The following is a 22,315-nucleotide window of genomic DNA, read 5'->3' on the forward strand; positions in this document are numbered from 1 at the left end:
GACTGCATAACTTCACGGACCAACCGCGTCCCGTCCCCAGGGAGCCCACCGTGCAGCCATCCCCGTCCGCATCCCGACCCTCTCCCGATTCACGGCAGTTGCGCCGGGTAGCCGCCTCCGGCCTGCTCGGCACAGCCGTCGAGTTCTACGACTTCCTCGTCTACGGCACCGTGGCCGCGCTCGCCTTCGGCGAACTGTTCTTCCCGCGGGCCGACCCGGCGGTCGGCACCATCGCGGCGTTCGGCACCTTCGCCGCCGGCTACCTCGCCCGGCCGCTCTGCGGCATCGTGTTCGGGCACTTCGGCGACCGGATCGGCCGCAAGTCGATGATGCTGCTGACCATGGTGCTGATGGGGTCCGGAAGCTTCCTCATCGGCCTGCTGCCGACGTACGACACCATCGGCGTCTGGGCTCCGGTGCTGCTCGTCGCCCTGCGCGTGGTGCAGGGCATCGCGATCGGCGGCGAGTGGGGCGGCGCGATGCTGATGGTCGTCGAACATGCCGAGCACGCCCGGGGTTCCCGGCGCGGCCTGTGGTCCAGCTTCACGCAGCTCGGCGCTCCGCTCGGTTCCGTGCTGTCGGCCGGTGTGGTCACGCTCGTCGCCGCGCTGCCGGACGACGACTTCCGCTCCTGGGGCTGGCGCGTGCCGTTCCTGCTGAGCATCGTGCTGCTGGCCGTCGGTCTGTTCGTGCGTCTGAAGGTCGCCGAGAGCCCGCTGTTCGCGCAGGTCAAGAAGGAGCCGGCGGACCGGCCCCCGATCGTCGAGGTGCTGCGCCGCCCGAAGCCCGTGCTGCTGGCCGCCTGTGTCGGCATCGGCGCCTTCACCGCCCAGTCGCTGCTGACCAGCTTCATGATCTCCTACGCCGTCGACGAGGGGTACACCCGCCCGCAGGTGCTGACCGCCGTCACCGTCGCCTCCTGCGTGGCCCTCGTCGTGCTGCCCACCGCGTCCGCGCTGTCGGACCGCGTCGGCCGCAGGCCCGTCGTCCTGGCCGGTGCCCTCGCCTCGGCGGCGCTCGCGTTCCCGGTGCTGGCCCTGGTCGATTCCGGGTCGCCGGCCCTGCTGATCCTCGCCCTGGCCCTCGGCCACGGCGTCGCCCAGTCCACGATGTACGGCCCTCTAGGCGCCCTGCTCACCGAGATGTTCGGCACCCGCGTCCGCTACACCGGCGCCTCCCTCGGTTACCAGGGGGCGACCCTGATCGGCGCCGGGTTCTCGCCCCTGATCGCCGGCAGCCTCCTGGCCTCCTTCGGCGGCGGCAGCACCCCGGTGTCGCTGATGCTGTGCGCCGGCGCGGCCGTCACCGCGGTCACCGTGTGGCGGCTGCGCGAGACGCACACGGACGCCCTCCACTCCCCTGCCGCCGCCCCCGCCCTGGAAGGAACCCCCCGTTGAGGATCCGCCTCGCCTTACTGACCACCGCGTGTCTGTCCCTGGCGGCGACCGCCCTGCCCGCGCACGCCGCCTCCACCGGCACCCACCTGGAGGGCAGGCTTTCCTCAGGCGCCGCGTACGTGATGGACGTCCCCGCGTCCTGGAACGGCACGGTCCTGCTCTACAGCCACGGCTACACCCCGGCCGGAGCACCCAACCCGGCCCAGAACGCGCCCGGTCCGGCCGTCCGCGACCGGCTGCTCGCCGAGGGGTACGCCCTGATCGGCTCCTCGTACGCGACGAACGGCTGGGCGATCGCCGAGGCCGTGCCCGACCAGCTCGCCACGCTGGACCTCTTCACGGGGACGTACGGAGCGGCCCGTCGGACGCTCGCCTGGGGCACCTCGTACGGCGGCTTCGTCACGGCCATGCTCGCCGAGCGACACGCCGGACGGTTCGACGGTTCGCTGTCGATGTGCGGGCTGGTGCAGGGCGGGGTCGCCAACTGGAACAGCACCCTGGACCCGGTGTTCGCGCTGCGCACCCTGCTCGCCCCGGACTCCGGTGTGCGGCTCGCGGGGTTCGCGGACCGGGCCGAGGCGGTCGCCGCGGGCAAAGCGCTCACCTCGAAGGTCGACGCGGCCCAGCAGACCCCAGGGGGCCGGGCCCGGATCGCCCTGGCCGCCGCCCTGCACGGCATCCCGGGCCACAACGACGCCTCGCAACCCGAACCAGGCCCCACCGACTGGGCGACCGCGCAGTCCAACCAGTACGCGGCCGTCCGGGGCCTGTTGCAGCTGCCCGCGTTCGCCTGGCGGCAGGAGGCAGAGAGCCGGGCGGGCGGCAACCCGTCGTGGAACACGGGCGTCGACTACCGCTCGATGCTCGCCCGTTCCCCGCTGTACAAAGAGGTGACGGAGCTCTACAAGGAGGCGGGACTGTCCTTGCGCACGGACCTCTCGGCCCTGGGCCGGGCACCCCGGGTCTCCGCCGAACCGTCGGCGGTGCGGTGGATGCGGAACACCAGCGTCTTCTCCGGCCGCCTCACCGACCCTCAGCTGAACATCCACACCACCGGTGACGCCCTGATCCCGGTGCAGTCGGAGAGCGCCTACCGGCGGGCCGCCACCGCGGCGGGCGCAGCCGGGCTGCTCCGCCAGGCGTACGTCGACGCGCCGGGCCACTGCACCTTCGGCCCGGGCGAGACACTGGCCGCCCTGCACACCCTGGAGCACCGCGTGGACACCGGCCGCTGGGACGCCTCGCCGGGCGCCCTCAACTCCCGCGCGCGGGCCGAGGATCCCACGACGGAGCCCCGCTACCTGCCGTACCGTCCGAGCGCCTACCCGCGTCCCTACGACCTCGCCCACCCCTCAGACGCCCGGCCATGACCGGCCCCACCGCGCCCGACCGGCTGCTGTCCGTGCTCGCGGCCTTCGACCACGAGCATCCGGCGCTGTGCCTGACGGACATCAGCCGGCGGGCCGGGCTGAGCCTGACCACCGCACACCGGCTGGTGGGCGCGCTCACCGAGTGGGGCGCCCTGGAGCGGGACGAGTCCGGCGTCTACCACGTGGGGCTGCGACTGTGGGAGCTCGCCGCGCTGGCCCCGCGCGGCCTCGCGCTGCGGCAGATCGCGCTGCCGTACCTGGAGGACCTGTACGAGGCGACGCACGAGAACGTGCAACTGGCCGTGCGGGACGGCCGGGACGTCGTCTACATCGAGTGGCTGTCGGGGCGGTCCGCGGTCGGTGTGCACATCCGCGTCGGCGCCCGCTGGCCGCTGCACGCAACCGGGGTCGGACTCGCGTTGCTGGCCCACGGCGACCCGGTGTTCCGCAAGGAGTACTGCGCGGGCGGCCTCGCCGCCTTCACCCCGTACACGATCACCGAACCGGAGCGGCTGCGGCGGGTCCTCGCCGAGGTGCGCAGGTCGGGCATGGCTGTGAGCGACCGTCAGGTCACCGAGGACGCCCTGTCGGTGGCCGCTCCGGTACGCGGCGCCGACGGCAGCGTGACCGCCGCCGTGTCGATCGTGGTGCCTCACGCCGACGCCCGGGTGCCGGTCCTGGGCCCGGCGGTGCGGGTGGCGGCGCGGGGTATCTCGCGGGCGCTGGGGTGGCAGCCCTGAGGGGCGGCGGAGGCGCCGGTGCCGTGTGCCGTGACGTCAGGCCTCTTCCCGGGCCGGTGCCGTGTGCCCTGGCTTCAGACCTCTTCCCGGGCCGGTGCCATGGCCCAGCGGATGGTCCGGGTCAGGGCCCGGCCCGTGGGGCGCACGGCGAGGTCCTCGACGACCGGCACCCGGGGCAGCCACAGCAGGCCGCGGGCCCAGGGCGGGAGCAGCGTGACGGCGTTCGCCGCCAGCCCCCCGTAGAAGGGCCGGACGGCCAGGGGCAGCGGAGGCTGGAACAGCAGGAAGCGGGCGGCCGCCCGGGCCTCGGGCGTGGCCCGCAGTTCGGGCCGGTAGGCGGCCAGACGCTCGGCCAGTTCGCCGCGGTCGCGCGGCGGGTCGGCAGCCCCCAGCGCCTCCGCGACGCGCGCGGTGTCGGCGACGTAGGCGTCGTAGCCGGCGGCGTCCAGCGGCCGGGCCCCGTAGCGTTCGTGCGCGCGCAGGAAGCTGTCCGTCTCGGCGGCGTGCACCCAGCCGAGCAGGTGGGGGTCGGCCGCGTGGTACGGCACGCCGTCGGCCGTCGTGCCGCGGATCCGTTCGTGGATGGCGCGCACGTGGTCGACCGCCTGCTGCGCGTCGGCGGCGGTGCCGTACGTCGTGACGGCCAGGAAGGTGCTGGTGCGCTGCAGCCGGCCCCACGGGTCGCCGCGGAAGCCGGAGTGGCCGGCGACCGCCGCCATCGCGAGGGGGTGCAGGGACTGCAGGAGCAGGGCGGTCAGCCCGCCGATGAACATCGAGGCGTCGCCGTGGACCGTGCGGATGGGGCGGTCCGGCCCGAACCAGCGCGGCCCCGGCGTGTGATGGATGCGGGCCCGGGCCGCGGGCCCGCCGGGCCCGGCGACCCGGCGGAACAGGGCCTGGCCCAGCTGTTCACGAACTCCGGTCAGCACGGTCGGCCTCCCTTCTCCTGCCGCCCAGTGTCCGGCATGGCGGCGCCGGCCGGGGCCTGGCGGGCCTGCCGTGCCGCCGGGGTCAGGACGTCCCGCCCGACGCCGTGCGGTCGGCCTGGCCGCCGGCGCCGAGCGGGCCGGTGTAGCGGACCGGGCCCGAGGCCTCCAGGCGGGGCAGGGCACGGCGCGACACGCGCAGGACCACCGGGGGCATGGCGGGTCGTATCGGCTGGGCCAGCCGCAGCCAGGCCGGGGCGTAGACGGCCGTACGCCGTCGCTCCATGCCCCTGACCAGGCGGGCGGCGACGACCTCCACCGGGTACACGCGGCGGGCCGGCGGGGGCATGTGCAGGCGCAGTTCCCGCAGGACCGCGTACCGGTCGGCGTCGCGGATCATGTCGGTGTCGGTCCAGTTGAGGTAGGCGATGCCGACCCCGACCCCGCGGTGCGCCACCTCCGCCCGCAGGGAGTGCGCGAAGGCCTCGACCCCCGCCTTGGAGGCGCAGTAGGCGCTCATCAGCGGGGCGGCGCCGATCGAGGCCAGGGACGCGACCTGGAGGAAGTAGCCCGCCGTGGCGAGCAGGTCCGGCAGGAACGCCCGGGCCGTCCGCGCGCTGCCGGTGAGGTTGACGTCGATCACGCGGCGCCAGGCGTCGGGATCCGAGGCCAGCAGCGAGCCGCCCTCGGCGATCCCGGCGTTGGCCACCACCGCCGAAGGGCGGCCGAGACCGACCCGCACGGCTTCCGCCGCCGCTTCCAGCGCCGGGAGGTCGGTGACGTCGGCCTCCAGGGCGAGGGCCGGGCCGGGGAGCGAGGCGGCCACCGCCTCCAGGGCGGCCTTCTCGTGGCCGACGAGTGCCACCCGGGCGCCGCGCCGGGCGACCTCGCGGGCCAGGGCAGCGCCCACACCGCGGGCGGCTCCGGTGACGACGATCGTGCGCTCGGCGAGCGGACTGCTGCGCATGGGCTGCCCTTCCTTCCGGCGTCGGGCCCGTCCCCCCGGGGGGCCGGGGTCAGCGCCTGGCTCCGGTGCGGTCGCGATGGGCGAGGAGCCGCTGGGCGTGGGCGAGGCCGGGGGGCCGGTTGCGGCGCAGGGCGGCCCGGGCGGCGTTGGCTCCGGGGGCGCCGTGTACTCCGCCGCCCGGGTGGGCTCCGGAGGAGGCGAGGTAGAGGCCCGGTACCGGGGTCTCCGGGCGGCCGGTGCCAGGCAGGGGCCGGAAGACGAGCTGCTGGTGGATGGCGGTGGTGCCGCCGTTGATGGCACCGCCCGCGAGGTTGCCGTCGAGCGCCTCCAGCGTCGGGGGTGCCAGGATGCGGCGGCTGCGGATCAGCGAGCGGAACCCGGGCGCGAAGCGTTCCACCTGGCGTTCCATGCGGTCGGCCATGAGCTCCTGGTCCTTGGTGCCCCAGCGGCCGGTGATGCCCTCGTCGGCGGCGTCGGCGCGGATCTCGTGGGGGATGTGGGTGTAGGCCCACGCCGATTCGGTGCCCCGCGGGGAACGGGAGGCGTCGGAGGTGGTCATCTGGCCGAAGATCAGGAACGGCCGGTCCGGGACCTCCCGCATGGCGATCTGCGCGGCGAAGCGGGTCAGCTCGTCCATGCCGTCGGAGAGGTGCACGGTTCCGGCCCGCGACGCCTGCTCGGCCTGCCAGGGCACCGGGCCGTCGAGTGCCCAGTCGACCTTGAACGTGGCGAAGTCCCACTGGAAGCGCCGCAGGTCGTCGAGGACCTGCGCGGGCAGGTGTTCCGGGTCGAGGAGCTCGCCGTACAGGGCGGGCACGGACACGTCCGCCAGTACCGCCCGGCGGGCCCGGACCGCGTCACCGGCCGCCGTGCGCACACCGACGGCCCGCCCGCCGCGGACGACGACGCGGTCCACGCGTTGCCCGCAGCGCACCCGGCCGCCCCGGGACCGCAGACGGTGCACCAGGGCCGAGGTCAGCGCGCCGGAGCCGCCGGCCGGGACGGGGAAGCCGTAGGTCTGGCCCAGCATGGCCATCAGCCAGCCGAAGCCGCCGCTGCCCGCCGACTCGGGGGCGAGGTCGGCGTGCAGGGCGTTGCCGGCCAGCAGCAGGCGCCCGCCCTGGCCGCGGAACTCCTCCTCACCCAGGCGGCGCACCGGCAGCACCAGGGAGCGGGCCATGCGCAGTCCGCCCGCGGCCCGCAACCGCAACGCCAGGCGGGCCGAGGCCCGGACGGGCGGGAACGGGGTGAACAGGGCGTCGAGGAGGTCGGGGCGCAGGTTCTGCCACACGTCGTGCAGTCGCCGCCAGGCGGCTCCGTCGCCCGCCTCGAAGGTGTCGAGGGACGCGGCGGTGGCGTCGACGTTCCGGTCCAGGAGGGCGCAGCTGCCGTCGGTCAGGGGGTGGGCCAGCACGCTGGGCGCGTGGCTCCAGCGCAGCCCGTGCTCCTCGGGGTGCAGTGCGGCCAGGACGGGAGATGCCGCGGCGAGGGGGTAGAAGGAGCTGAACAGGTCGTTGACGAAGGCGGGGTCGACGCCCCGGTCGTGGCGCACGGCGCCGCCGGGTTCGGGCTGCTCCTCCAGCACCTCCACGCTCCACCCGGCGTCCACGAGGACGTTGGCGGCGACCAGGCCGTTGGGGCCCGCGCCGATCACCACCGCGTCAGGCATGGCGGGCTCCGCCCGTGTCAGGCCCCACGGTCACCTGGCCCAGGGGCCGACGGCGGGCACCGCCCGGGTTTTGTGCCTCGTCCTCGCAGAGCCGGGCCAGGCGGGCCAGCATGGCGCGGTGGCGCAGCTGGATCAGGGCCTCGAATCCGATGTTGTGCAGCCGGCCGCCGGCGCCGCGCAGGGGGTGCTCGTCCACGATCACCAGGCAGTGCTCGCCCCAGGGCCGCAGCTCGATGGCGATGCGGGCCGTGCCCAGCGGACCCGCGTGGGCCTCCAGCTCCAGCCGCCTGCCTTCCTCGCAGTAGCGGACGACCGTCTCGTTTTCGAGCCGCACCGGGCCGAGCCGGATCTCGTAGCGGATCGCCGCGCCCGTGCGCGGCCAGTGCCCGTGCACCGGGTGGGACTCGGAGGTTCCCACTACCCACTCCGCATAGCGGTGGCCGTCGGCGAGGACGTCCCACACGGCGCCCGGGCCGACTCGGATCAGGTGATGGCGTACGGCCACGGATGCCTCCTGCTGCCTCGACCGGTGGTCCGTCGCCACCCCGAGTGCCCCGGAACCCCTTGTTCAACAGCGCGAAGCCGGGCAGGACCGGCCGGGGCTTCGGCGCGGAGGCCGGCAGGACCGGCCCGGGCCGTGGACGCGAAGCCCGGCGGGTCCGGGCCTGGCTCCGGCCGTTCAAGCAGTGCACTCACGCTCCGCCTCGCACCAATCCCGGCTTTACCTCTTGACGCCCCAGAGCGCGTGGAGCACATTGACGGCACTTTGAGAGCGCTCTCACCCGTCTCCCATCCGAGAGGCATCCCCACATGAGCGACACCACCGGCACCTCCCCCGGACGACGTCCGCTGCGGCGGGCGTTCGTCGCCGTGGTCAGCACCCTCGGGCTCGCGGCAGCCGCCTCCGCGGTCGCCGCCCCTTCCGCTGACGCCGCCGCGCCCCCGCCCCCGTCGGGCTGGACGCAGCTCTTCCTGGACGACTTCAACGGCGCCGCCGGCTCCGGCGTCAACACCTCCGACTGGCGGTACGCGACCGGCAAGGGCTACCCCGGCGGACCCGCCAACTGGGGCACCGGCGAGATCGAGACGATGACGAACAGCACGGACAACGTCTCGCTCGACGGCAACGGCAACCTCCGCATCACGCCCCGGCGGGACTCCGCCGGCAACTGGACCTCCGGCCGGATCGAGACCAACCGCACCGACTTCCAGCCCCCGGCCGGCGGCAAGCTCCGCGTCGAGTCGCGCATCCAGGTGCCGAACGTCACCGGCGCCGCCGCCAAGGGCTACTGGCCGGCGTTCTGGATGCTGGGCGCCCCGTACCGCGGCAACCACTGGAACTGGCCGGCGGTCGGCGAGCTGGACATCATGGAGAACACCCAGGGCATGAACACGGTGTTCGCCACGATGCACTGCGGCACCTCACCCGGTGGTCCGTGCAACGAGACCAGTGGCATCGGCGGCTCGACCACCTGTCAGGGCGCGTCCTGCCAGGCGGGCTTCCACACGTACCGGATGGAGTGGGACCGCTCCACGAGCGTCGAGGAGATCCGCTTCTACCTCGACGGCGTCAACTACCACACGGTGCGCGCCGACCAGGTCGACGCGACCACCTGGAAGAACGCCACCGACCACGGGTTCTTCGTCATCCTGAACGTAGCGATGGGCGGCGGCTTCCCCGACGCGTTCGGCGGCGGCCCGGACGCCGGGACGCAGCCGGGTCACGCGATGGTCGTCGACTACGTGCAGGTGCTGTCGTCCGGCGGCGGCACGACACCCCCGCCGACCGGAAACCGCGACGCCTACTCCGCAATCCAGGCCGAGTCCTACGACGGCCAGTCCGGCGTGATCACGGAGACAACGGCCGACTCCGGCGGCGGGCAGAACGTCGGCGCGCTCGCAAGCGGCGACTGGCTGCACTTCAAGGGCGTGAACTTCGGCTCCACGGCGGCCCGGCAGTTCAGCGCCCGGGTCGCGAGCGGAGCGGCGGGCGGCGTCAGCGGGCTGGTCGAGGTGCGGCTGGACAGCCGGAGCAACGCGCCCGTGGGGAGCTTCGCGGTGGGCAGCACCGGCGGCTGGCAGTCGTGGCGGACCGTCCCGGCGAACATCAGCGCCGTAACGGGCACGCACGACGTGTATCTGACCTTCACCAGCGGTCAGCCGGCGGACTTCGTGAACGTCAACTGGTTCACCTTCGGGCACTGACGGCATGGGGGAAGGGGCTCGACGCGCCCGCGTCGAGCCCCTTCGCCGTGCTCAGCGCAACTCCGCGCGGAAGGCCGCCGGAGTCTGCTCCGTGTGCTGGTGGAAGAACTTGGAGAAGTTCGCGGCGTCGGGGAAGCCCACCGCCACGCCGATCCGGCCGATGGGCAGTTCGGTGTGGGCGAGGAGCCGTTTGGCCTCCAAAATCACACGCTTGTCGATGAAGGCCTTGGGGGTCTCACCGGTCGCGGCGCGCACCGCCCGGACCAGGGTTCGGCGGGAGTAGCCGAGCGCGTCGGCGTAGGCGCTGACGCTGTGGTTGGTGGCGAAGTCCCGCTCCACGGCGTCCCGGAAGAGGGTGAAGGTGGAGTCGGACTGCTGCCGCGGAGCCTTCGCCGAATGCGCGGCGAGGTGGGCGAGCCGCAGCAGGAACGCCGTCAGCGTGTGACGCAGGACGGCGGTGTGCAGGGCCGGCGGGAGGGTGGCCGTGTCCTCGTACTCGCGCCGCAACTGTGCCAACGAGGCTTCCAGTGCGGCGAGTTGAGCGGCGTCGGGGTGCAGCAGGGGCGGTAGGTCGTAGCGGTAGAGGCCGGTGGCCTCCACGGTCGAGCGGGGCAGGAAGCCGGGTTGCATGGTCAGCACGGTTCCGCGGTACTCGCTGGTGCGCGAGAAGCGGTGGACCTGTCCCGGGCGGATCCACAGCAGGTCCCCGGCCGTGGCCTCGTGCTCGGTGAAGTCGACCATGTGCCGGACCGGGCCCGCACCGAAGAGCAGGACGGTGTGGAAGTCGATGCGGTGCACGCGCTCCAGCGGTACGCCGGACGGCCAGGTGGCGCCCATGGGGGCGATCTGCATGCCGACGCCGCCGACGCTGAGCTCGACCGGGAAGGGGAACGTATCGATCCCGTCGCCGTCTTGAATGGTTCTGTCCGCCATGTCCGCCTCGTGCCGCGCCGTTCGCGTGTCCTGCTGCCCACGGGTGTCCCACTTTCACCACAGGCTGACACACGCCGACCTTCCGCCGTAAAAGTCAGACTTTTAGTTTTGAACGCGTCAGTCCAGCAACTTCGCTCCCATCGAGGACTTCTTGAAGATGAGCACGCAGACAGCGGACCGCTTCGAATGGACCGAACTCGACCGGCGTGCCGTCGACACCGCCCGTCTGCTGGCGGCCGACGCCGTCCAGCGGGTCGGCAACGGCCACCCCGGCACGGCGATGAGCCTGGCCCCGGCCGCCTACACGATCTTTCAGAAGGTGATGAAGCACGATCCCGCCGATCCCGAATGGGCCGGCCGTGACCGCTTCGTCCTCTCCCCCGGCCACACCTCGCTGACCCTTTACACGCAGCTCTACCTCGCGGGCTACGAGCTGGAGCTGGACGACCTGAAGGCGTTCCGCACGCACGACTCCAAGACACCCGGTCACCCCGAGTACGGCCACACCGCGGGCGTGGAGACCACCACGGGCCCGCTCGGCCAGGGCGTGGCGAACGCGGTGGGCATGGCGATGGCCGCCCGGTACGAGCGCGGCCTGTTCGACCCGGACGCCGACGGCGGCGACTCCCCCTTCGACCACACGATCTGGGCGATCGTCTCCGACGGCGACCTCCAGGAGGGTGTCTCCGCCGAGGCCTCCTCGCTCGCAGGCCACCAGAAGCTCGGCAACCTGGTCTTCCTCTACGACGACAACCACATCTCCATCGAGGGCGACACCGCGACCGCGTTCTCCGAGGACGTGCTGAAGCGCTACGAGGCCTACGGCTGGCACGTGCAGCGGATCGAGCCGCAGGAGGACGGCGACGTCGACGTGCGTGCGCTGTACACGGCGCTCAGGTCGGCCAAGGCCGAGACGGAGCGCCCGTCGATCATCGCGATGCGCACGATCATCGCCTGGCCCGCCCCGAACGCGCGCGACACCGAGGCCTCCCACGGCTCGGTGCTCGGCGAGGACGAGGTGGCCGCCACCAAGCGCGTCCTCGGCTTCGACCCGGAGGAGAGCTTCGCGGTCGCCGGAGAGGTGCTGGCGCACACCCGCAAGGCCCTGGACCGGGGCGCCGAGGCGCACACCGCCTGGGACAAGCAGATCGCGGCCTGGCGGTCCGAGAGCCCGGAGCGGGCCGCCACGTTCGACCGCGTCAGCAAGGGCGAGCTGCCCGAGGGCTGGGAGGACGCCCTGCCGGTGTTCGAACCGGGCAGGGCCGTCGCCACCCGCGCCGCCTCCGGCAAGGTCCTCCAGGCGCTGGGCCCGGTCGTGCCCGAGCTGTGGGGCGGTTCGGCCGACCTCGCCGGATCGAACAACACCACCATCGACAGGACCAGCTCGTTCCTCCCGCGGGGCAACCCGCTGCCGGAGGCCGACCCGTACGGCCGCACCGTGCACTTCGGCATCCGCGAGTTCTCCATGGCCGCGGAGATGAACGGCATCGCACTGCACGGCAACACCCGCGTCTACGGCGGCACCTTCCTGGTCTTCTCCGACTACATGCGCAACGCGGTGCGGATGTCGGCCCTGATGCAGCTGCCCGTGACATACGTGTGGACGCACGACTCGATCGGCCTCGGCGAGGACGGCCCGACCCACCAGCCGGTGGAACATCTGGCCGCGCTGCGGGCCATCCCCGGCCTGAACGTCGTACGCCCGGCCGACGCCAACGAGACCGCGATCGTCTGGGCCGAGATCCTCGAGCGGCACAGCACCGCCCCGGCTCCGCACGGCCTGGCGCTCACCCGCCAAAGCGTGCCCACGTACGAGCCGGACCCGGACGCGGCGCGCGGCGGTTACGTACGGTTCGAGGCGGAGGGCGGCACGCCTCAGGTGATCCTGATCGCGACCGGCTCCGAGGTGCACGTCGCCGCCGGGGCGCGCGAGATCCTCCAGGCCGCCGGTGTGCCCACCCGTGTCGTGTCGATGCCGTCGGTGGAGTGGTTCGAGGAACAGTCACGCTCCTACCGCGAGAGCGTCCTGCCGCCGTCCGTGACGGCCCGGGTCGCCGTCGAGGCCGGGATCGGCCTGACCTGGCACCGGTTCGTCGGAGACGCCGGACGCATCGTCTCCCTGGAGCACTTCGGCGCCTCCGCCGACGCCAGGACCCTGTTCGCCGAGTACGGCTTCACCCCCGAGAACGTCGTCGCCGCCGCGCGGGAATCCCTCACCGCCGCCCGCGGCTGATCCGACAGCCCGAAAGAAGATGATCACTGTGACCGAAGCGACCGCGAACGCGGGAGCACTCAAGCGCCTGTCCGGCCAGGGCGTGTCGATCTGGCTCGACGACCTGTCGCGCCCGCGGATCGAGTCCGGCAACCTGGCCGAGCTCGTCGCCACGAGGAACGTCGTCGGCGTCACCACCAACCCGTCCATCTTCCAGGCCGCCATCGGCTCCGGGGCGGGTTACGAGGAGCAGCTCGCCGACCTGGCGGTGCGCGGAGTGACGGTGGACGAGGCCGTACGGATGATGACGACCGCCGACGTCCGGGCCGCCGCCGACGTGCTGCGCCCGGTGTACGAGGCCACCGGCGGCCGGGACGGCCGGGTGTCCATCGAGGTCGACCCGCGGCTGGCCCACGACACACGGGCGACCGTCGCCGAGGCCCGGCAGCTGGCCTGGCTGGTGGACCGCCCCAACGTGATGATCAAGATCCCGGCGACGCGCGCGGGCCTGCCGGCGATCATGGAAGTCATCGGGGCGGGTATCAGTGTCAACGTGACGCTGATCTTCTCGCTGGAGCGGTACCGCGAGGTGATGGACGCCTATCTCGCGGGCCTGGAGAAGGCGCAGGCGGCCGGTCTCGACCTGGCGGCGATTCACTCGGTCGCCTCGTTCTTCGTCTCCCGCGTGGATGCCGAGATCGACAAGCGGCTGGCGCTGCTGGGCACGCCGGAGGCCCTCGTCCTGAAGGGCCGGGCCGCCCTGGCCAATGCACGACTGGCCTACGAGGCGTACGAGCAGGTCTTCGCCGGGCCGCGCTGGCAGGCCCTGGGCGGGGCCCGCGCGAACCGGCAGCGCCCCCTTTGGGCCTCCACCGGTGTGAAGGACCCGGCCTACAAGGACACCCTGTACGTGGACGAACTGGTCGCCCCCGGCACGGTCAACACCATGCCGGAGGCCACGCTGAACGCCGTCGCCGACCACGGTGACGTCCTGGGCGACACCGTCACCGGCGGTTACGCCCAGGCGCGCGCGGACCTGGCGGCCGTGGAACGGCTCGGCATTGCATACGACGAGGTGGTGCGGCAACTGGAGGACGAGGGCGTGGCCAAGTTCGAGGTGGCCTGGCAGGAGCTGCTGGACGCGGTCACCAAGTCCTTGAACAGCAAGGGAGTTGACGCGGAATGAGCGAGGGCATCGAGGGCATCCCCCAGACGGCCGAACAGGAGACGAAGGGGACCAAGGAGGAGAAGGAGGCCCTGACCGCGCAGGAGGCGGCCGGGGTGGAGCAGACCGGGGTGAGCGGTCACGCCCCCCGTACGGAGCACGCCGACACCCACTTCGAGAACCCCCTGCGCGATCCGCGCGACCGCCGTCTGCCCAGGATCGCGGGGCCCTCCGGGCTCGTCATCTTCGGCGTCACCGGCGACCTCTCCCGCAAGAAGCTGATGCCGGCGGTGTACGACCTGGCCAACCGCGGCCTGCTGCCGCCGGGCTTCTCCCTGGTGGGTTTCGCCCGCCGGGACTGGGAGGACCAGGACTTCGCGCAGGTCGTGCACGACGCGGTCCGCGAGCACGCCCGGACCCCGTTCCGCGAGGAGGTCTGGCAGCAGCTCGCCGAGGGCATGCGGTTCATCCCGGGCGACTTCGACGACGACACGGCGTTCAAGCAGCTGCGCTCCGCCGTGGAGGAGCTGGACGCCTCCCGGGGCACCAGCGGCAACTACGCCTTCTATCTGTCCGTGCCGCCGAAGTTCTTCCCGAAGGTCGTCCAGCAGCTGAAGAAGCACAAGCTGGCCGACGCGCCCGAGGGGTCCTGGCGTCGCGCGGTCATCGAGAAGCCGTTCGGCCACGACCTGAAGTCGGCCGAGGAGCTCAACCGCATCGTGCACGAGGTGTTCGATCCGGAGCAGGTCTTCCGTATCGACCACTACCTGGGCAAGGAGACCGTACAGAACCTGCTGGCGCTGCGCTTCGCCAACCAGATGTTCGAACCGATCTGGAACCGGTCGTACGTCGACCACGTGCAGATCACCATGGCCGAGGACATCGGCATCGGCGGCCGGGCCGGGTACTACGACGGCATCGGCGCCGCCCGTGACGTCATCCAGAACCACCTGCTCCAGTTGATGGCGCTCACCGCGATGGAGGAACCGGCCGCCTTCGACGCCCCCTCGCTGCTCACCGAGAAGCTGAAGGTCCTCAAGGCCGTGCGGCTTCCGCAGGACCTCGGGGCGAACACCGTGCGCGGCCAGTACGCGGCGGCCTGGCAGGGCGGCGCGAAGGTACGCGGCTATCTGGAGGAGGACGGCATCGACCCCTCCTCCACCACCGACACCTACGCCGCGGTCAGGCTCCAGGTGGACAACCGCCGCTGGGCCGGCGTCCCGTTCTACCTGCGCACCGGCAAGCGCCTCGGCCGCCGGGTGACGGAGATCGCGGTGGTCTTCCAGAGGGCCCCGCACTCCCCCTTCGACTCCACCGCGACCGAGGAACTGGGTTCCAACGCGATCGTCATCCGCGTCCAGCCGGACGAGGGCATGACGGTCCGCTTCGGTTCCAAGGTGCCGGGCACATCGATGGAGATCAGGGACGTCACGATGGACTTCGCCTACGGCGAGTCGTTCACCGAGTCGAGCCCGGAGGCGTACGAACGGCTGATCCTCGACGTCCTCCTGGGCGACGCCAACCTGTTCCCCCGTCACCAGGAAGTGGAAGAGTCCTGGAAGATCCTCGACCCGATCGAGCAGTACTGGGCCACGCACGGCCGGCCCGCGCAGTACGCCTCGGGCAGCTGGGGACCCGAGGAAGCCGACGAGATGCTCGCACGAGACGGACGGAGCTGGCGCAGGCCATGAAGATCGACCTGACCGACACCACGGCAAGCAAGATCAACAAGGCGCTGGTGCAGGGCCGCCGCGCCATCGGCACACCCGCCGTGGGCATGGTCCTGACGATGGTGATCGTCACGGACGAGGAGAACGCCTACGACGCGATCAAGGCGGCCGAGGAGGCCTCGCACGAGCACCCCTCGCGCACCCTGGTCGTCATCAAGCGGCACGCCCGCACACCGCGCGACCGACAGTCCTCGCGACTGGACGCCGAGGTCCGGGTGGGTGCCGACGCGGGCACCGGCGAGACGGTGATCCTGCGTACCTACGGCGAGGTGTCCGAGCACGCCGACTCGGTGGTGCTGCCGCTGCTGCTGCCCGACGCGCCGGTGGTGGTGTGGTGGCCGGTGGACGCCCCCGAGGTCCCCTCCAAGGACCCGCTCGGAGCGCTGGCCCAGCGGCGGATCACCGACCTGTACGCCGTCGAGAACCCCCTGGAGACGCTCCAGACCCGGGTCCGCTCCTACGCCCCCGGTGACACCGACCTCGCCTGGACCCGGCTGACGCCGTGGCGTTCGATGCTGGCGGCCGCGCTGGACCAGGCCCGGGCGCGGATCGTCTCGGCGGCGGTGGAGGCCGAGGCCGAGAACCCGGCCGCCGAGCTGCTGGCCCGCTGGCTCGAGGCGCGGCTGCACGTCCGGGTGGACCGCGTCGTCACCGCCGGGCCGGTCGTGACGGCCGTGCGCCTGGGTACCGAGCACGGGGAGATCGTGATCGACCGGCCCGAGGGGCCGCTGGCCACGCTGACCCTGCCGGGCCAGCCGTCGCGCACCCTCGCGCTCAAGGTGCGTGCGACCTCCGAACTGATCGCCGAGGAGCTGCGGCGCCTCGACGCGGACGAGATGTACGCCATCGCCCTGAACGGCGAGGCGACCGAGGAGACCCCTGCCCATGTCTGACTCCCCCTCCCACTCCACCAGCCTCACCCGGCGCCCCGAGTGGACCGCGCTGGAGGACCACCGCGCGGATGCCCTGCCGCAGCCCGATCTGCGGGAGCTGTTCGCGGCGGATCCGGGACGCGCCGAGCGCTATGTCGTGCACGTGGGCGACCTGCGCATCGACTACTCCAAGCACCTGGTCACCGACGAGACGCTGGCCCTGCTCCAGGAGCTGGCCACGGCCACGGACGTGTTCGGGCTCCGGGACGCCATGTTCCGCGGTGAGAAGATCAACGTCACCGAGAACCGGGCGGTGCTGCACACGGCGCTGCGCGCCCCGCGGGACGCCGTCATCGAGGTCGACGGCGAGAACGTCGTCCCGGGCGTGCACGCCGTGCTCGACAGGATGGCCGGTTTCGCGGTCCGGGTGCGCTCCGGGGAGTGGACCGGGCACACCGGCAAGCGGATCCGCAACGTCGTCAACATCGGCATCGGCGGATCGGACCTCGGCCCGGCGATGGCCTACGAGGTGCTGCGGCCGTTCACCGACCGGGAGCTGACGTTCCGCTTCGTGTCGAACGTGGACGGCTCGGACCTGCACGAGGCCACCCGCGACCTGGATCCGGCGGAGACCCTGTTCATCGTCGCGTCCAAGACCTTCACCACGATCGAGACGATCACCAACGCCACGTCCGCGCGCTCCTGGCTGCTGAACGGGCTCGGGGGCGACGACAAGGCGGTGGCGAAGCACTTCGTCGCACTGTCGACCAACGCGGAGAAGGTCACCGAGTTCGGCATCGACGTCGACAACATGTTCGAGTTCTGGGACTGGGTCGGCGGCCGCTACTCCTACGACTCCGCGATCGGCCTGTCCCTGATGATCGCCATCGGCCCGGACCGCTTCCGGGAGATGCTCGACGGCTTCCGCATCGTCGACGAGCACTTCCGCAACGCCCCGGCCGAGTCCAACGCGCCGCTGCTGCTGGGCCTGCTGGGCATCTGGTACGGCAACTTCCACGACGCCCAGTCGCACGCCGTCCTGCCCTACAGCCACTACCTGTCGAAGTTCACCGCCTACCTCCAGCAGCTCGACATGGAGTCCAACGGCAAGTCGGTGGACCGCGACGGCGACCCGGTGGAATGGCAGACGGGTCCGGTGGTGTGGGGCACGCCCGGCACCAACGGGCAGCACGCCTACTACCAGTTGATCCATCAGGGCACCAAGCTGATCCCTGCGGACTTCATCGGTTTCGCGAGGCCCGTCGCCGAGCTGAGCGAGCAGCTGAAGGCACAGCACGACCTGTTGATGGCCAACTTCTTCGCCCAGACGCAGGCGCTCGCCTTCGGCAAGACCGCCGAGGAGGTGCGCGCCGAGGGCGTGCCCGAGGAGCAGGTGCCGCACCGCACCTTCCGGGGCAACCACCCCACCACGACGATCCTGGCCACCGAGCTGACCCCGTCGGTCCTCGGCCAGCTGATCGCCCTCTACGAGCACAAGGTGTTCGTGCAGGGCGCCGTGTGGAACATCGACTCCTTCGACCAGTGGGGCGTCGAACTCGGCAAGGTCCTCGCCAAACGCATCGAGCCCGCCCTGACCGAGGGCGCTGACGTCCCCGGTCTCGACCCGTCCACGGCCGCGCTGGTGGCCGCCTACCGCAAACTTCGGGAAGTGAACTGACATGCAGATCGGTCTTGTGGGTCTCGGCAAGATGGGCGGCAACATGCGCGAGCGCCTGCGCAACGCCGGCCACACCGTCATCGGCTACGACACCGACCCCGAGAAGTCGGACGTGAGCAGTCTGGCCGACCTCGTCAACCAGCTGGAAGCGCCCCGCACCGTCTGGGTCATGGTCCCGGCCGGCGAACCCACCCAGCACGTCATCGACCGTCTGGGGGACCTCCTCAAGCCCTACGACACCGTCGTCGACGGCGGCAACTCGCGCTGGACGGACGACGAGAGGCACGCCGAGGAGCTGAGCAAGCGTGGCGTCGGCTTCGTCGACGCCGGTGTCTCCGGCGGCGTGTGGGGCCTGAAGAACGGCTACGCCCTGATGGTGGGCGGCGAGAAGGAGACCGTCGACCGGCTCCAGCCGATCTTCGAGGCGCTCAAGCCGGAGGGCCCGTACGGCTACGTCCACGCGGGGAAGGTCGGCGCCGGCCACTTCGCGAAGATGGTCCACAACGGCATCGAGTACGCCATGATGCAGGCCTACGCCGAGGGCTGGGAGCTGCTGGAGGCCGTGGACTCGGTGGACAACGTCCGCGAGGTGTTCCGCTCCTGGCAGCAGGGCACCGTCATCCGCTCCTGGCTGCTCGACCTGGCCGTGGACGCCCTGGACGACGACGAGCACCTCACCGCTCTGCGGGGCTACGCCCAGGACTCCGGCGAGGGACGCTGGACCGTGGAGGCGGCGATCGACAACTCCGTGCCGTTGCCGGCGATCACCGCCTCCCTCTTCGCCCGGTTCGCCTCCCGGCAGGACGACTCGCCGCAGATGAAGATGATCGCGGCGCTGCGCAACCAGTTCGGCGGCCACGCCGTCGAATCCGCGAAGAAGGCGTAGGACGTGGGTGATCTGCTGCTGGTCCGGCACGGCGAGACGGAGTGGAGCCGGAGCGGACAGCACACCAGCTTCACCGACCTGCCCCTCACCCGGCGCGGTGAGGAGCAGGCCACATCGCTCGCCCCGCTCCTCGCGGAACGCTCCTTCGCCCTGGTCCTCACCAGCCCGCTCGGCCGCGCGGTGCACACCGCAGAACTCGCGGGCCTGACGGGGGCCGTGCGGGACGCTGACCTGCACGAGTGGTACTACGGCGCCTACGAGGGCGTCACCACCGAGGAGATCCACCGCACCCGTCCCGACTGGGACCTGTGGACCGACGGGGGCCCGCCCGGCCGTGACGGCGAGCCGGGCGAGTCGCCCGAGGAGGTCGGCGAGCGGGCCGACCGGGTGCTGGCCCGGGCGGCGAAGGCGCTGCCCGTGGGCGACGTGATGCTGGTGGCGCACGGCCACTTCCTCCGCGTACTGACGGCCCGCCGGCTGGGCCTGTCCCCGGCGGAGGGACGGCTGTTCCGGCTGGAGACCGGGACGCTCTGCCGACTGTCGGCCGAGCATGGCCGGCCCGTGATCGCGGAGTGGAACACCAGGGCGTAACGAGCCCCGGCCGGAGGCGAGTTGACAGCCTCCGGCCGGGCACGTCAGAGTCCCCGCTGATGCAGATCGACACGATGACACCCGCCGAGGAGCGGATGTGGCGCGCCTTCGCACGCGGGGAGAGCGTCGACTTCCGCGGGCCGGCGGGCGAGGACCCGGGGCAGGGCGCGGACTGGGGCCCCGAACGGACCGTACGGGCGGCCGTGGTGCGGGCCCTGTTGCTGAGCGCACCGCAGGAGGACGGGGAGACCGCCGCCCTCCGACTGGCCGGGGCGCGGATCACCGGGGTGCTGAATCTCCAGTACAGCGACATCGACCACGCCGTGCGCCTGAGTGACTGCTTCTTCGAGAACGTACCCGTGCTGTACGCGGCGCGGCTGCGTCAGCTGAACCTGCGCCGCTCGGTCCTGCCCGGACTCGACGCCGCCACCCTGCGCGTGGACGGCGTGCTGCGCTTGTCGGACTGCCTCTTCGACGGGCCCGTACGGCTCGGCGGGGCGCAGCTGTCCGGCGCGCTGTTCCTGGACGGGGCCGACATCGGCGAACCCCCCGCCGGGCAGCCGGCACTCCAGCTCAACCATGTGACCGTCGGGGACGGCCTGTCGGCGCCGGGACTGCACACGCGCGGCGAGGTACGGCTGTCGGGCGCGTCGGTCGCCGGCACGATCGACCTCAACGAGGCGCGGCTTCAGGCCGGTGCCGGTCAGGTCGCCCTCGATGCGGAGACGCTCACGGTGGAGGGCGACGCCCTGCTGCGCGAAGCGGACGTGCTGGGCTGGATCGGGCTGCGGGGCGCGCGGATAGCCGGCCGCCTCGACCTGTCGCACACACGGCTGGCGAACCCGGGCGACGCGGCGCTGCGGGCCAGCAGTTGCACCATCGGCGAACTCTGGCTGCGCAAGGGGCCCCGCATGGAGGGCACCCTCAACCTCCGCCGCGCCCAGGTGGAGGTCCTGTTCCTGGAGCCGGAGGTGGTCCCCGACGAGGTGCTGCTCAACAGTCTCGTCTACACCTCCCTCACCCCGCACGAGCCCGCCGAGCGGCGGCTGGCGATGCTGGAGCGGGACGGCGAGGGCTATGTGCCGCACGCCTACGAGCAGTTGACCGCCGCCTACCGCAGGATCGGCGACGACCCCGCAGCCCGTCGCGTCCAGCTCGCCAAGCAGCGCCGCCGGCGCGCCACCCTGCCCTGGTACGGCCGGCTGTGGGGGTACGTGCAGGACGCCACCGTCGGCTACGGCTTCCGCCCCCTGCGGGCCGCGGGCTGGCTGGTGTCGCTGCTCGCGGTCGGCTCCCTCGCCTACGCGCTGCACCATCCGGCGCCGCTGAAACCCGACGAGGCACCGCAGTTCAACCCGGTCTTCTACACCCTCGACCTGCTGCTGCCGGTGATCTCCTTCGGGCAGGAGGCCGCGTTCGCCCCCACCGGAGGCCACCAGTGGCTCTCCTACGCCCTGGTGCTCACGGGCTGGATCCTCGCCACCACCGTCGTCACCGGCATCACCCGCACCGTCAGCCGCCAGTGAGCGCGCGGTCCGTGTGCTGCGCGGCCAGCCGCACCGGGGCGTTGGAGTGGCGTGGACGACGCCGTCGGCGTGCGCGAGCAGCCCGGCGAGCCGGGCGGGCCGGGCGGGCGACGCCGCGGCCGCTCGGCCCGGTCCGAAGGTCCGGTTCAGGGCTCCGGGCAGGACCGCGGCCCGCTCGGGCAGGGCGTCGACGACGGTGATCGGCGGCACGCCGAGGGTGTCGATGTCGATCCGCCGGTACACCAGGCGCAGGCCCTGGCGGTCGGCCTCCCGCTCGTGCAGCGCGGGACTGAGTGACGGGCCGATGCCGGAACCGATCAGTCCGACGAGAAAGGACTCCGTGGGTACGCACGCCTCCCGGGCGGCTCAGTAATGTACGAACCAGTACGTTAGCCATGTCGGCCGAGGGGCGGCCTCCGGAAGACCCGGCGGGTGATGGGGAGCCTCCTTCTAGAATCACCGGCACCGGCCCCTCCGCCCGAAGGAACCTGATGACCAGCGTCGAAGAACCGGCACGATCCGGCGAGCGCATCCATGACGCCGCCCGCACCCGGGCCGAGATCCTCGACGCCGCCACCCAGGAGTTCGCCCGGGCCGGCTACGACGGCGCCCGGGTCGACGAGATCGCCGCCCGGACCCGCACCACGAAGCGGATGATCTACTACTACTTCGGCGGCAAGGAGCAGCTGTTCACCTCCGTCCTGGAGCGCGCGTACGGCGTGATCCGGGAGGCCGAGCAGCAGCTCGACGTCGACCACCTCGACCCGGTGGCGGCCATCCGGCGGCTGGCCGAGCTGACCTTCGACCACCACGAGCAGCACCCCGACTTCATCCGCCTGGTCAGCATCGAGAACATCCACGGGGCGCAGCACATCGCCGCCTCCGAGAAGCTCGGGAAGATCGGCTCCCCGGCCCTGGACGTGATCCGGCGGATCCTGGCGTCGGGCCGGGATTCGGGCCTGTTCACGGCGGACGTCGACGCCGTCGACCTGCACGCGATGATCTCCTCCTTCTGTTTCTTCCGGGTCGCCAACCGGCACACCTTCGGGGCGCTGTTCGGCCGCGACCTGCTCGAGGGGGCGCAGCGCGCGCACTACCGCGCGATGCTGGGCGACATGGTGATCGCGTACCTGACGGCGGAGCGCACCCCCCGCTGAACACCCGGCTCGCACCCCTTGACACCGGCGGCACACGGGCGCAGCATCACCGGCCCCTACTAACTATCCAGTGGGTTAATTAGCCGCGATCCGGCACGTCCCCTCTGCTCGTCCGTCGCCCACTGTGGTGTGGAGCCCCCGAAGGAGCCGCCGTGTCCGTCCCCGCCATGCCCGAAGGATCCGCAGCCCCGCCCGGCCGGCCCAGGAAGGCCGCGACCGCCGCCTGGATCGGCAGCGCCCTTGCGTACTACGACTTCCCCTCCGGCACAGGACCAGACCGCAGGCCGTCCA

General features: G+C 72.3%; 18 protein-coding genes and 1 pseudogene. 13 read left to right on the top strand and 6 right to left on the bottom strand.

All coding sequences use genetic code 11. The annotated features are described in order from the left end of the window. Positions 1-98 precede the first annotated feature (98 nt). The 3 genes from ACIQU3_RS15580 to ACIQU3_RS15590 are packed head-to-tail and all read left to right on the top strand — an operon-like array spanning position 99 to position 3,507. Complete coding sequence (locus ACIQU3_RS15580; RefSeq protein WP_403925412.1) at positions 99-1,397, top strand: MFS transporter; 1,299 nt, start codon at positions 99-101, stop codon at positions 1,395-1,397. Beyond that, positions 1,394-2,767, top strand: coding sequence for an alpha/beta hydrolase family protein (locus ACIQU3_RS15585; protein ID WP_403925415.1), 1,374 nt, complete (start codon positions 1,394-1,396; stop codon positions 2,765-2,767). The genes ACIQU3_RS15580 and ACIQU3_RS15585 overlap by 4 nt, the downstream gene beginning before the upstream one ends. Next, positions 2,764-3,507 (top strand): IclR family transcriptional regulator, encoded by a 744-nt coding sequence (locus tag ACIQU3_RS15590; protein WP_403734083.1) that lies wholly within the window; start codon positions 2,764-2,766, stop codon positions 3,505-3,507. Before ACIQU3_RS15585 ends, ACIQU3_RS15590 begins: the two co-directional genes overlap by 4 nt. A 74-nt stretch (positions 3,508-3,581) precedes the next feature. Here ACIQU3_RS15590 and ACIQU3_RS15595 read toward each other — a convergent pair whose 3' ends face one another. The 4 genes from ACIQU3_RS15595 to ACIQU3_RS15610 form a co-directional block, all read right to left on the bottom strand. Further along, entirely contained in the window at positions 3,582-4,436 is an 855-nt protein-coding gene (locus tag ACIQU3_RS15595; protein ID WP_403734081.1) for an oxygenase MpaB family protein, read from the bottom strand. 82 nt (positions 4,437-4,518) lie between these two features. Next, entirely contained in the window at positions 4,519-5,400 is an 882-nt protein-coding gene (locus tag ACIQU3_RS15600; RefSeq protein ID WP_403734077.1) for an SDR family oxidoreductase, read from the bottom strand. 49 nt (positions 5,401-5,449) lie between these two features. Next, on the bottom strand, positions 5,450-7,069 hold the full coding sequence (locus tag ACIQU3_RS15605; protein ID WP_403925418.1) for a phytoene desaturase family protein: 1,620 nt from the start codon (positions 7,067-7,069) through the stop codon (positions 5,450-5,452). Beyond that, complete coding sequence (locus tag ACIQU3_RS15610) at positions 7,062-7,574, bottom strand: SRPBCC family protein (RefSeq protein ID WP_403734072.1); 513 nt, start codon at positions 7,572-7,574, stop codon at positions 7,062-7,064. The genes ACIQU3_RS15605 and ACIQU3_RS15610 overlap by 8 nt, the downstream gene beginning before the upstream one ends. A gap of 305 nt (positions 7,575-7,879) precedes the next feature. Here ACIQU3_RS15610 and ACIQU3_RS15615 point away from each other — a divergent pair, with 305 nt between their 5' ends. Then, the gene (locus tag ACIQU3_RS15615) at positions 7,880-9,274 is read left to right on the top strand and encodes a glycoside hydrolase family 16 protein (RefSeq protein ID WP_403734068.1); all 1,395 of its coding nucleotides are present in this window, start codon (positions 7,880-7,882) and stop codon (positions 9,272-9,274) included. A gap of 51 nt (positions 9,275-9,325) precedes the next feature. Here the strand turns inward: ACIQU3_RS15615 and ACIQU3_RS15620 are convergent, their stop codons facing one another. Then, positions 9,326-10,207 (bottom strand): AraC family transcriptional regulator, encoded by an 882-nt coding sequence (locus ACIQU3_RS15620; protein ID WP_403734065.1) that lies wholly within the window; start codon positions 10,205-10,207, stop codon positions 9,326-9,328. Between the two features lie 157 nt (positions 10,208-10,364). Between ACIQU3_RS15620 and tkt the strand changes: the two genes are divergently transcribed. Genes tkt through ACIQU3_RS15660 form a run of 8 tightly spaced genes read left to right on the top strand, consistent with a single transcriptional unit; the run spans position 10,365 to position 20,867 of the window. Next, positions 10,365-12,440 (top strand): transketolase, encoded by a 2,076-nt coding sequence (gene tkt, locus ACIQU3_RS15625; RefSeq protein ID WP_403925421.1) that lies wholly within the window; start codon positions 10,365-10,367, stop codon positions 12,438-12,440. A gap of 19 nt (positions 12,441-12,459) precedes the next feature. Then, complete coding sequence (gene tal, locus ACIQU3_RS15630) at positions 12,460-13,605, top strand: transaldolase (protein WP_403925424.1); 1,146 nt, start codon at positions 12,460-12,462, stop codon at positions 13,603-13,605. Next, the gene (zwf, locus tag ACIQU3_RS15635) at positions 13,602-15,275 is read left to right on the top strand and encodes a glucose-6-phosphate dehydrogenase (protein ID WP_403734059.1); all 1,674 of its coding nucleotides are present in this window, start codon (positions 13,602-13,604) and stop codon (positions 15,273-15,275) included. Before tal ends, zwf begins: the two co-directional genes overlap by 4 nt. Beyond that, the gene (gene opcA / locus ACIQU3_RS15640; protein ID WP_403734055.1) at positions 15,272-16,207 is read left to right on the top strand and encodes a glucose-6-phosphate dehydrogenase assembly protein OpcA; all 936 of its coding nucleotides are present in this window, start codon (positions 15,272-15,274) and stop codon (positions 16,205-16,207) included. The genes zwf and opcA overlap by 4 nt, the downstream gene beginning before the upstream one ends. Then, on the top strand, positions 16,200-17,864 hold the full coding sequence (pgi, locus tag ACIQU3_RS15645; RefSeq protein WP_403925427.1) for a glucose-6-phosphate isomerase: 1,665 nt from the start codon (positions 16,200-16,202) through the stop codon (positions 17,862-17,864). The genes opcA and pgi overlap by 8 nt, the downstream gene beginning before the upstream one ends. 1 nt (position 17,865) lies before the next feature. Continuing rightward, positions 17,866-18,750, top strand: a complete 885-nt coding sequence (gene gnd, locus ACIQU3_RS15650; protein ID WP_403734049.1) for a phosphogluconate dehydrogenase (NAD(+)-dependent, decarboxylating) — start codon at positions 17,866-17,868, stop codon at positions 18,748-18,750. 3 nt (positions 18,751-18,753) lie between these two features. Then, positions 18,754-19,341 carry a histidine phosphatase family protein gene (locus tag ACIQU3_RS15655; RefSeq protein ID WP_403734045.1) on the top strand — a complete coding sequence of 196 codons (588 nt, stop codon included), beginning with the start codon at positions 18,754-18,756 and terminating at the stop codon, positions 19,339-19,341. 59 nt (positions 19,342-19,400) lie between these two features. After that, entirely contained in the window at positions 19,401-20,867 is a 1,467-nt protein-coding gene (locus ACIQU3_RS15660) for a membrane-associated oxidoreductase (protein WP_403925430.1), read from the top strand. A 21-nt stretch (positions 20,868-20,888) separates the two neighbouring features. On the opposite strand, the pseudogene ACIQU3_RS15665 reads toward ACIQU3_RS15660, so the two are convergent. Beyond that, positions 20,889-21,188: pseudogene (locus ACIQU3_RS15665) on the bottom strand (hypothetical protein); the annotation flags it as partial. Between the two features lie 170 nt (positions 21,189-21,358). On the opposite strand from ACIQU3_RS15665, the gene ACIQU3_RS15670 reads away from it, so the two are divergent. Continuing rightward, the gene (locus ACIQU3_RS15670; RefSeq protein WP_403734037.1) at positions 21,359-22,024 is read left to right on the top strand and encodes a TetR family transcriptional regulator; all 666 of its coding nucleotides are present in this window, start codon (positions 21,359-21,361) and stop codon (positions 22,022-22,024) included. The last annotated feature ends 291 nt before the right edge of the window (positions 22,025-22,315 follow it).

The sequence above is a fragment of the Streptomyces sp. NPDC101110 genome (genome assembly GCF_044759525.1).
Lineage (GTDB): Bacteria > Actinomycetota > Actinomycetes > Streptomycetales > Streptomycetaceae > Streptomyces.

Excerpts from the sequence above, each read along its gene's own strand:
- ACIQU3_RS15590 (WP_403734083.1), top strand. The coding sequence starts at position 2,764 with ATGACCGGCCCCACCGCGCCCGACCGGCTGCTGTCCGTGCTCGCGGCC.
- ACIQU3_RS15600 (WP_403734077.1), bottom strand. The coding sequence starts at position 5,400 with ATGCGCAGCAGTCCGCTCGCCGAGCGCACGATCGTCGTCACCGGAGCC.
- ACIQU3_RS15605 (WP_403925418.1), bottom strand. The coding sequence starts at position 7,069 with ATGCCTGACGCGGTGGTGATCGGCGCGGGCCCCAACGGCCTGGTCGCC.
- ACIQU3_RS15615 (WP_403734068.1), top strand. The coding sequence starts at position 7,880 with ATGAGCGACACCACCGGCACCTCCCCCGGACGACGTCCGCTGCGGCGG.
- ACIQU3_RS15620 (WP_403734065.1), bottom strand. The coding sequence starts at position 10,207 with ATGGCGGACAGAACCATTCAAGACGGCGACGGGATCGATACGTTCCCC.
- tkt (WP_403925421.1), top strand. The coding sequence starts at position 10,365 with ATGAGCACGCAGACAGCGGACCGCTTCGAATGGACCGAACTCGACCGG.
- tal (WP_403925424.1), top strand. The coding sequence starts at position 12,460 with ATGATCACTGTGACCGAAGCGACCGCGAACGCGGGAGCACTCAAGCGC.
- zwf (WP_403734059.1), top strand. The coding sequence starts at position 13,602 with ATGAGCGAGGGCATCGAGGGCATCCCCCAGACGGCCGAACAGGAGACG.
- opcA (WP_403734055.1), top strand. The coding sequence starts at position 15,272 with ATGAAGATCGACCTGACCGACACCACGGCAAGCAAGATCAACAAGGCG.
- pgi (WP_403925427.1), top strand. The coding sequence starts at position 16,200 with ATGTCTGACTCCCCCTCCCACTCCACCAGCCTCACCCGGCGCCCCGAG.
- gnd (WP_403734049.1), top strand. The coding sequence starts at position 17,866 with ATGCAGATCGGTCTTGTGGGTCTCGGCAAGATGGGCGGCAACATGCGC.
- ACIQU3_RS15660 (WP_403925430.1), top strand. The coding sequence starts at position 19,401 with ATGCAGATCGACACGATGACACCCGCCGAGGAGCGGATGTGGCGCGCC.
- ACIQU3_RS15670 (WP_403734037.1), top strand. The coding sequence starts at position 21,359 with ATGACCAGCGTCGAAGAACCGGCACGATCCGGCGAGCGCATCCATGAC.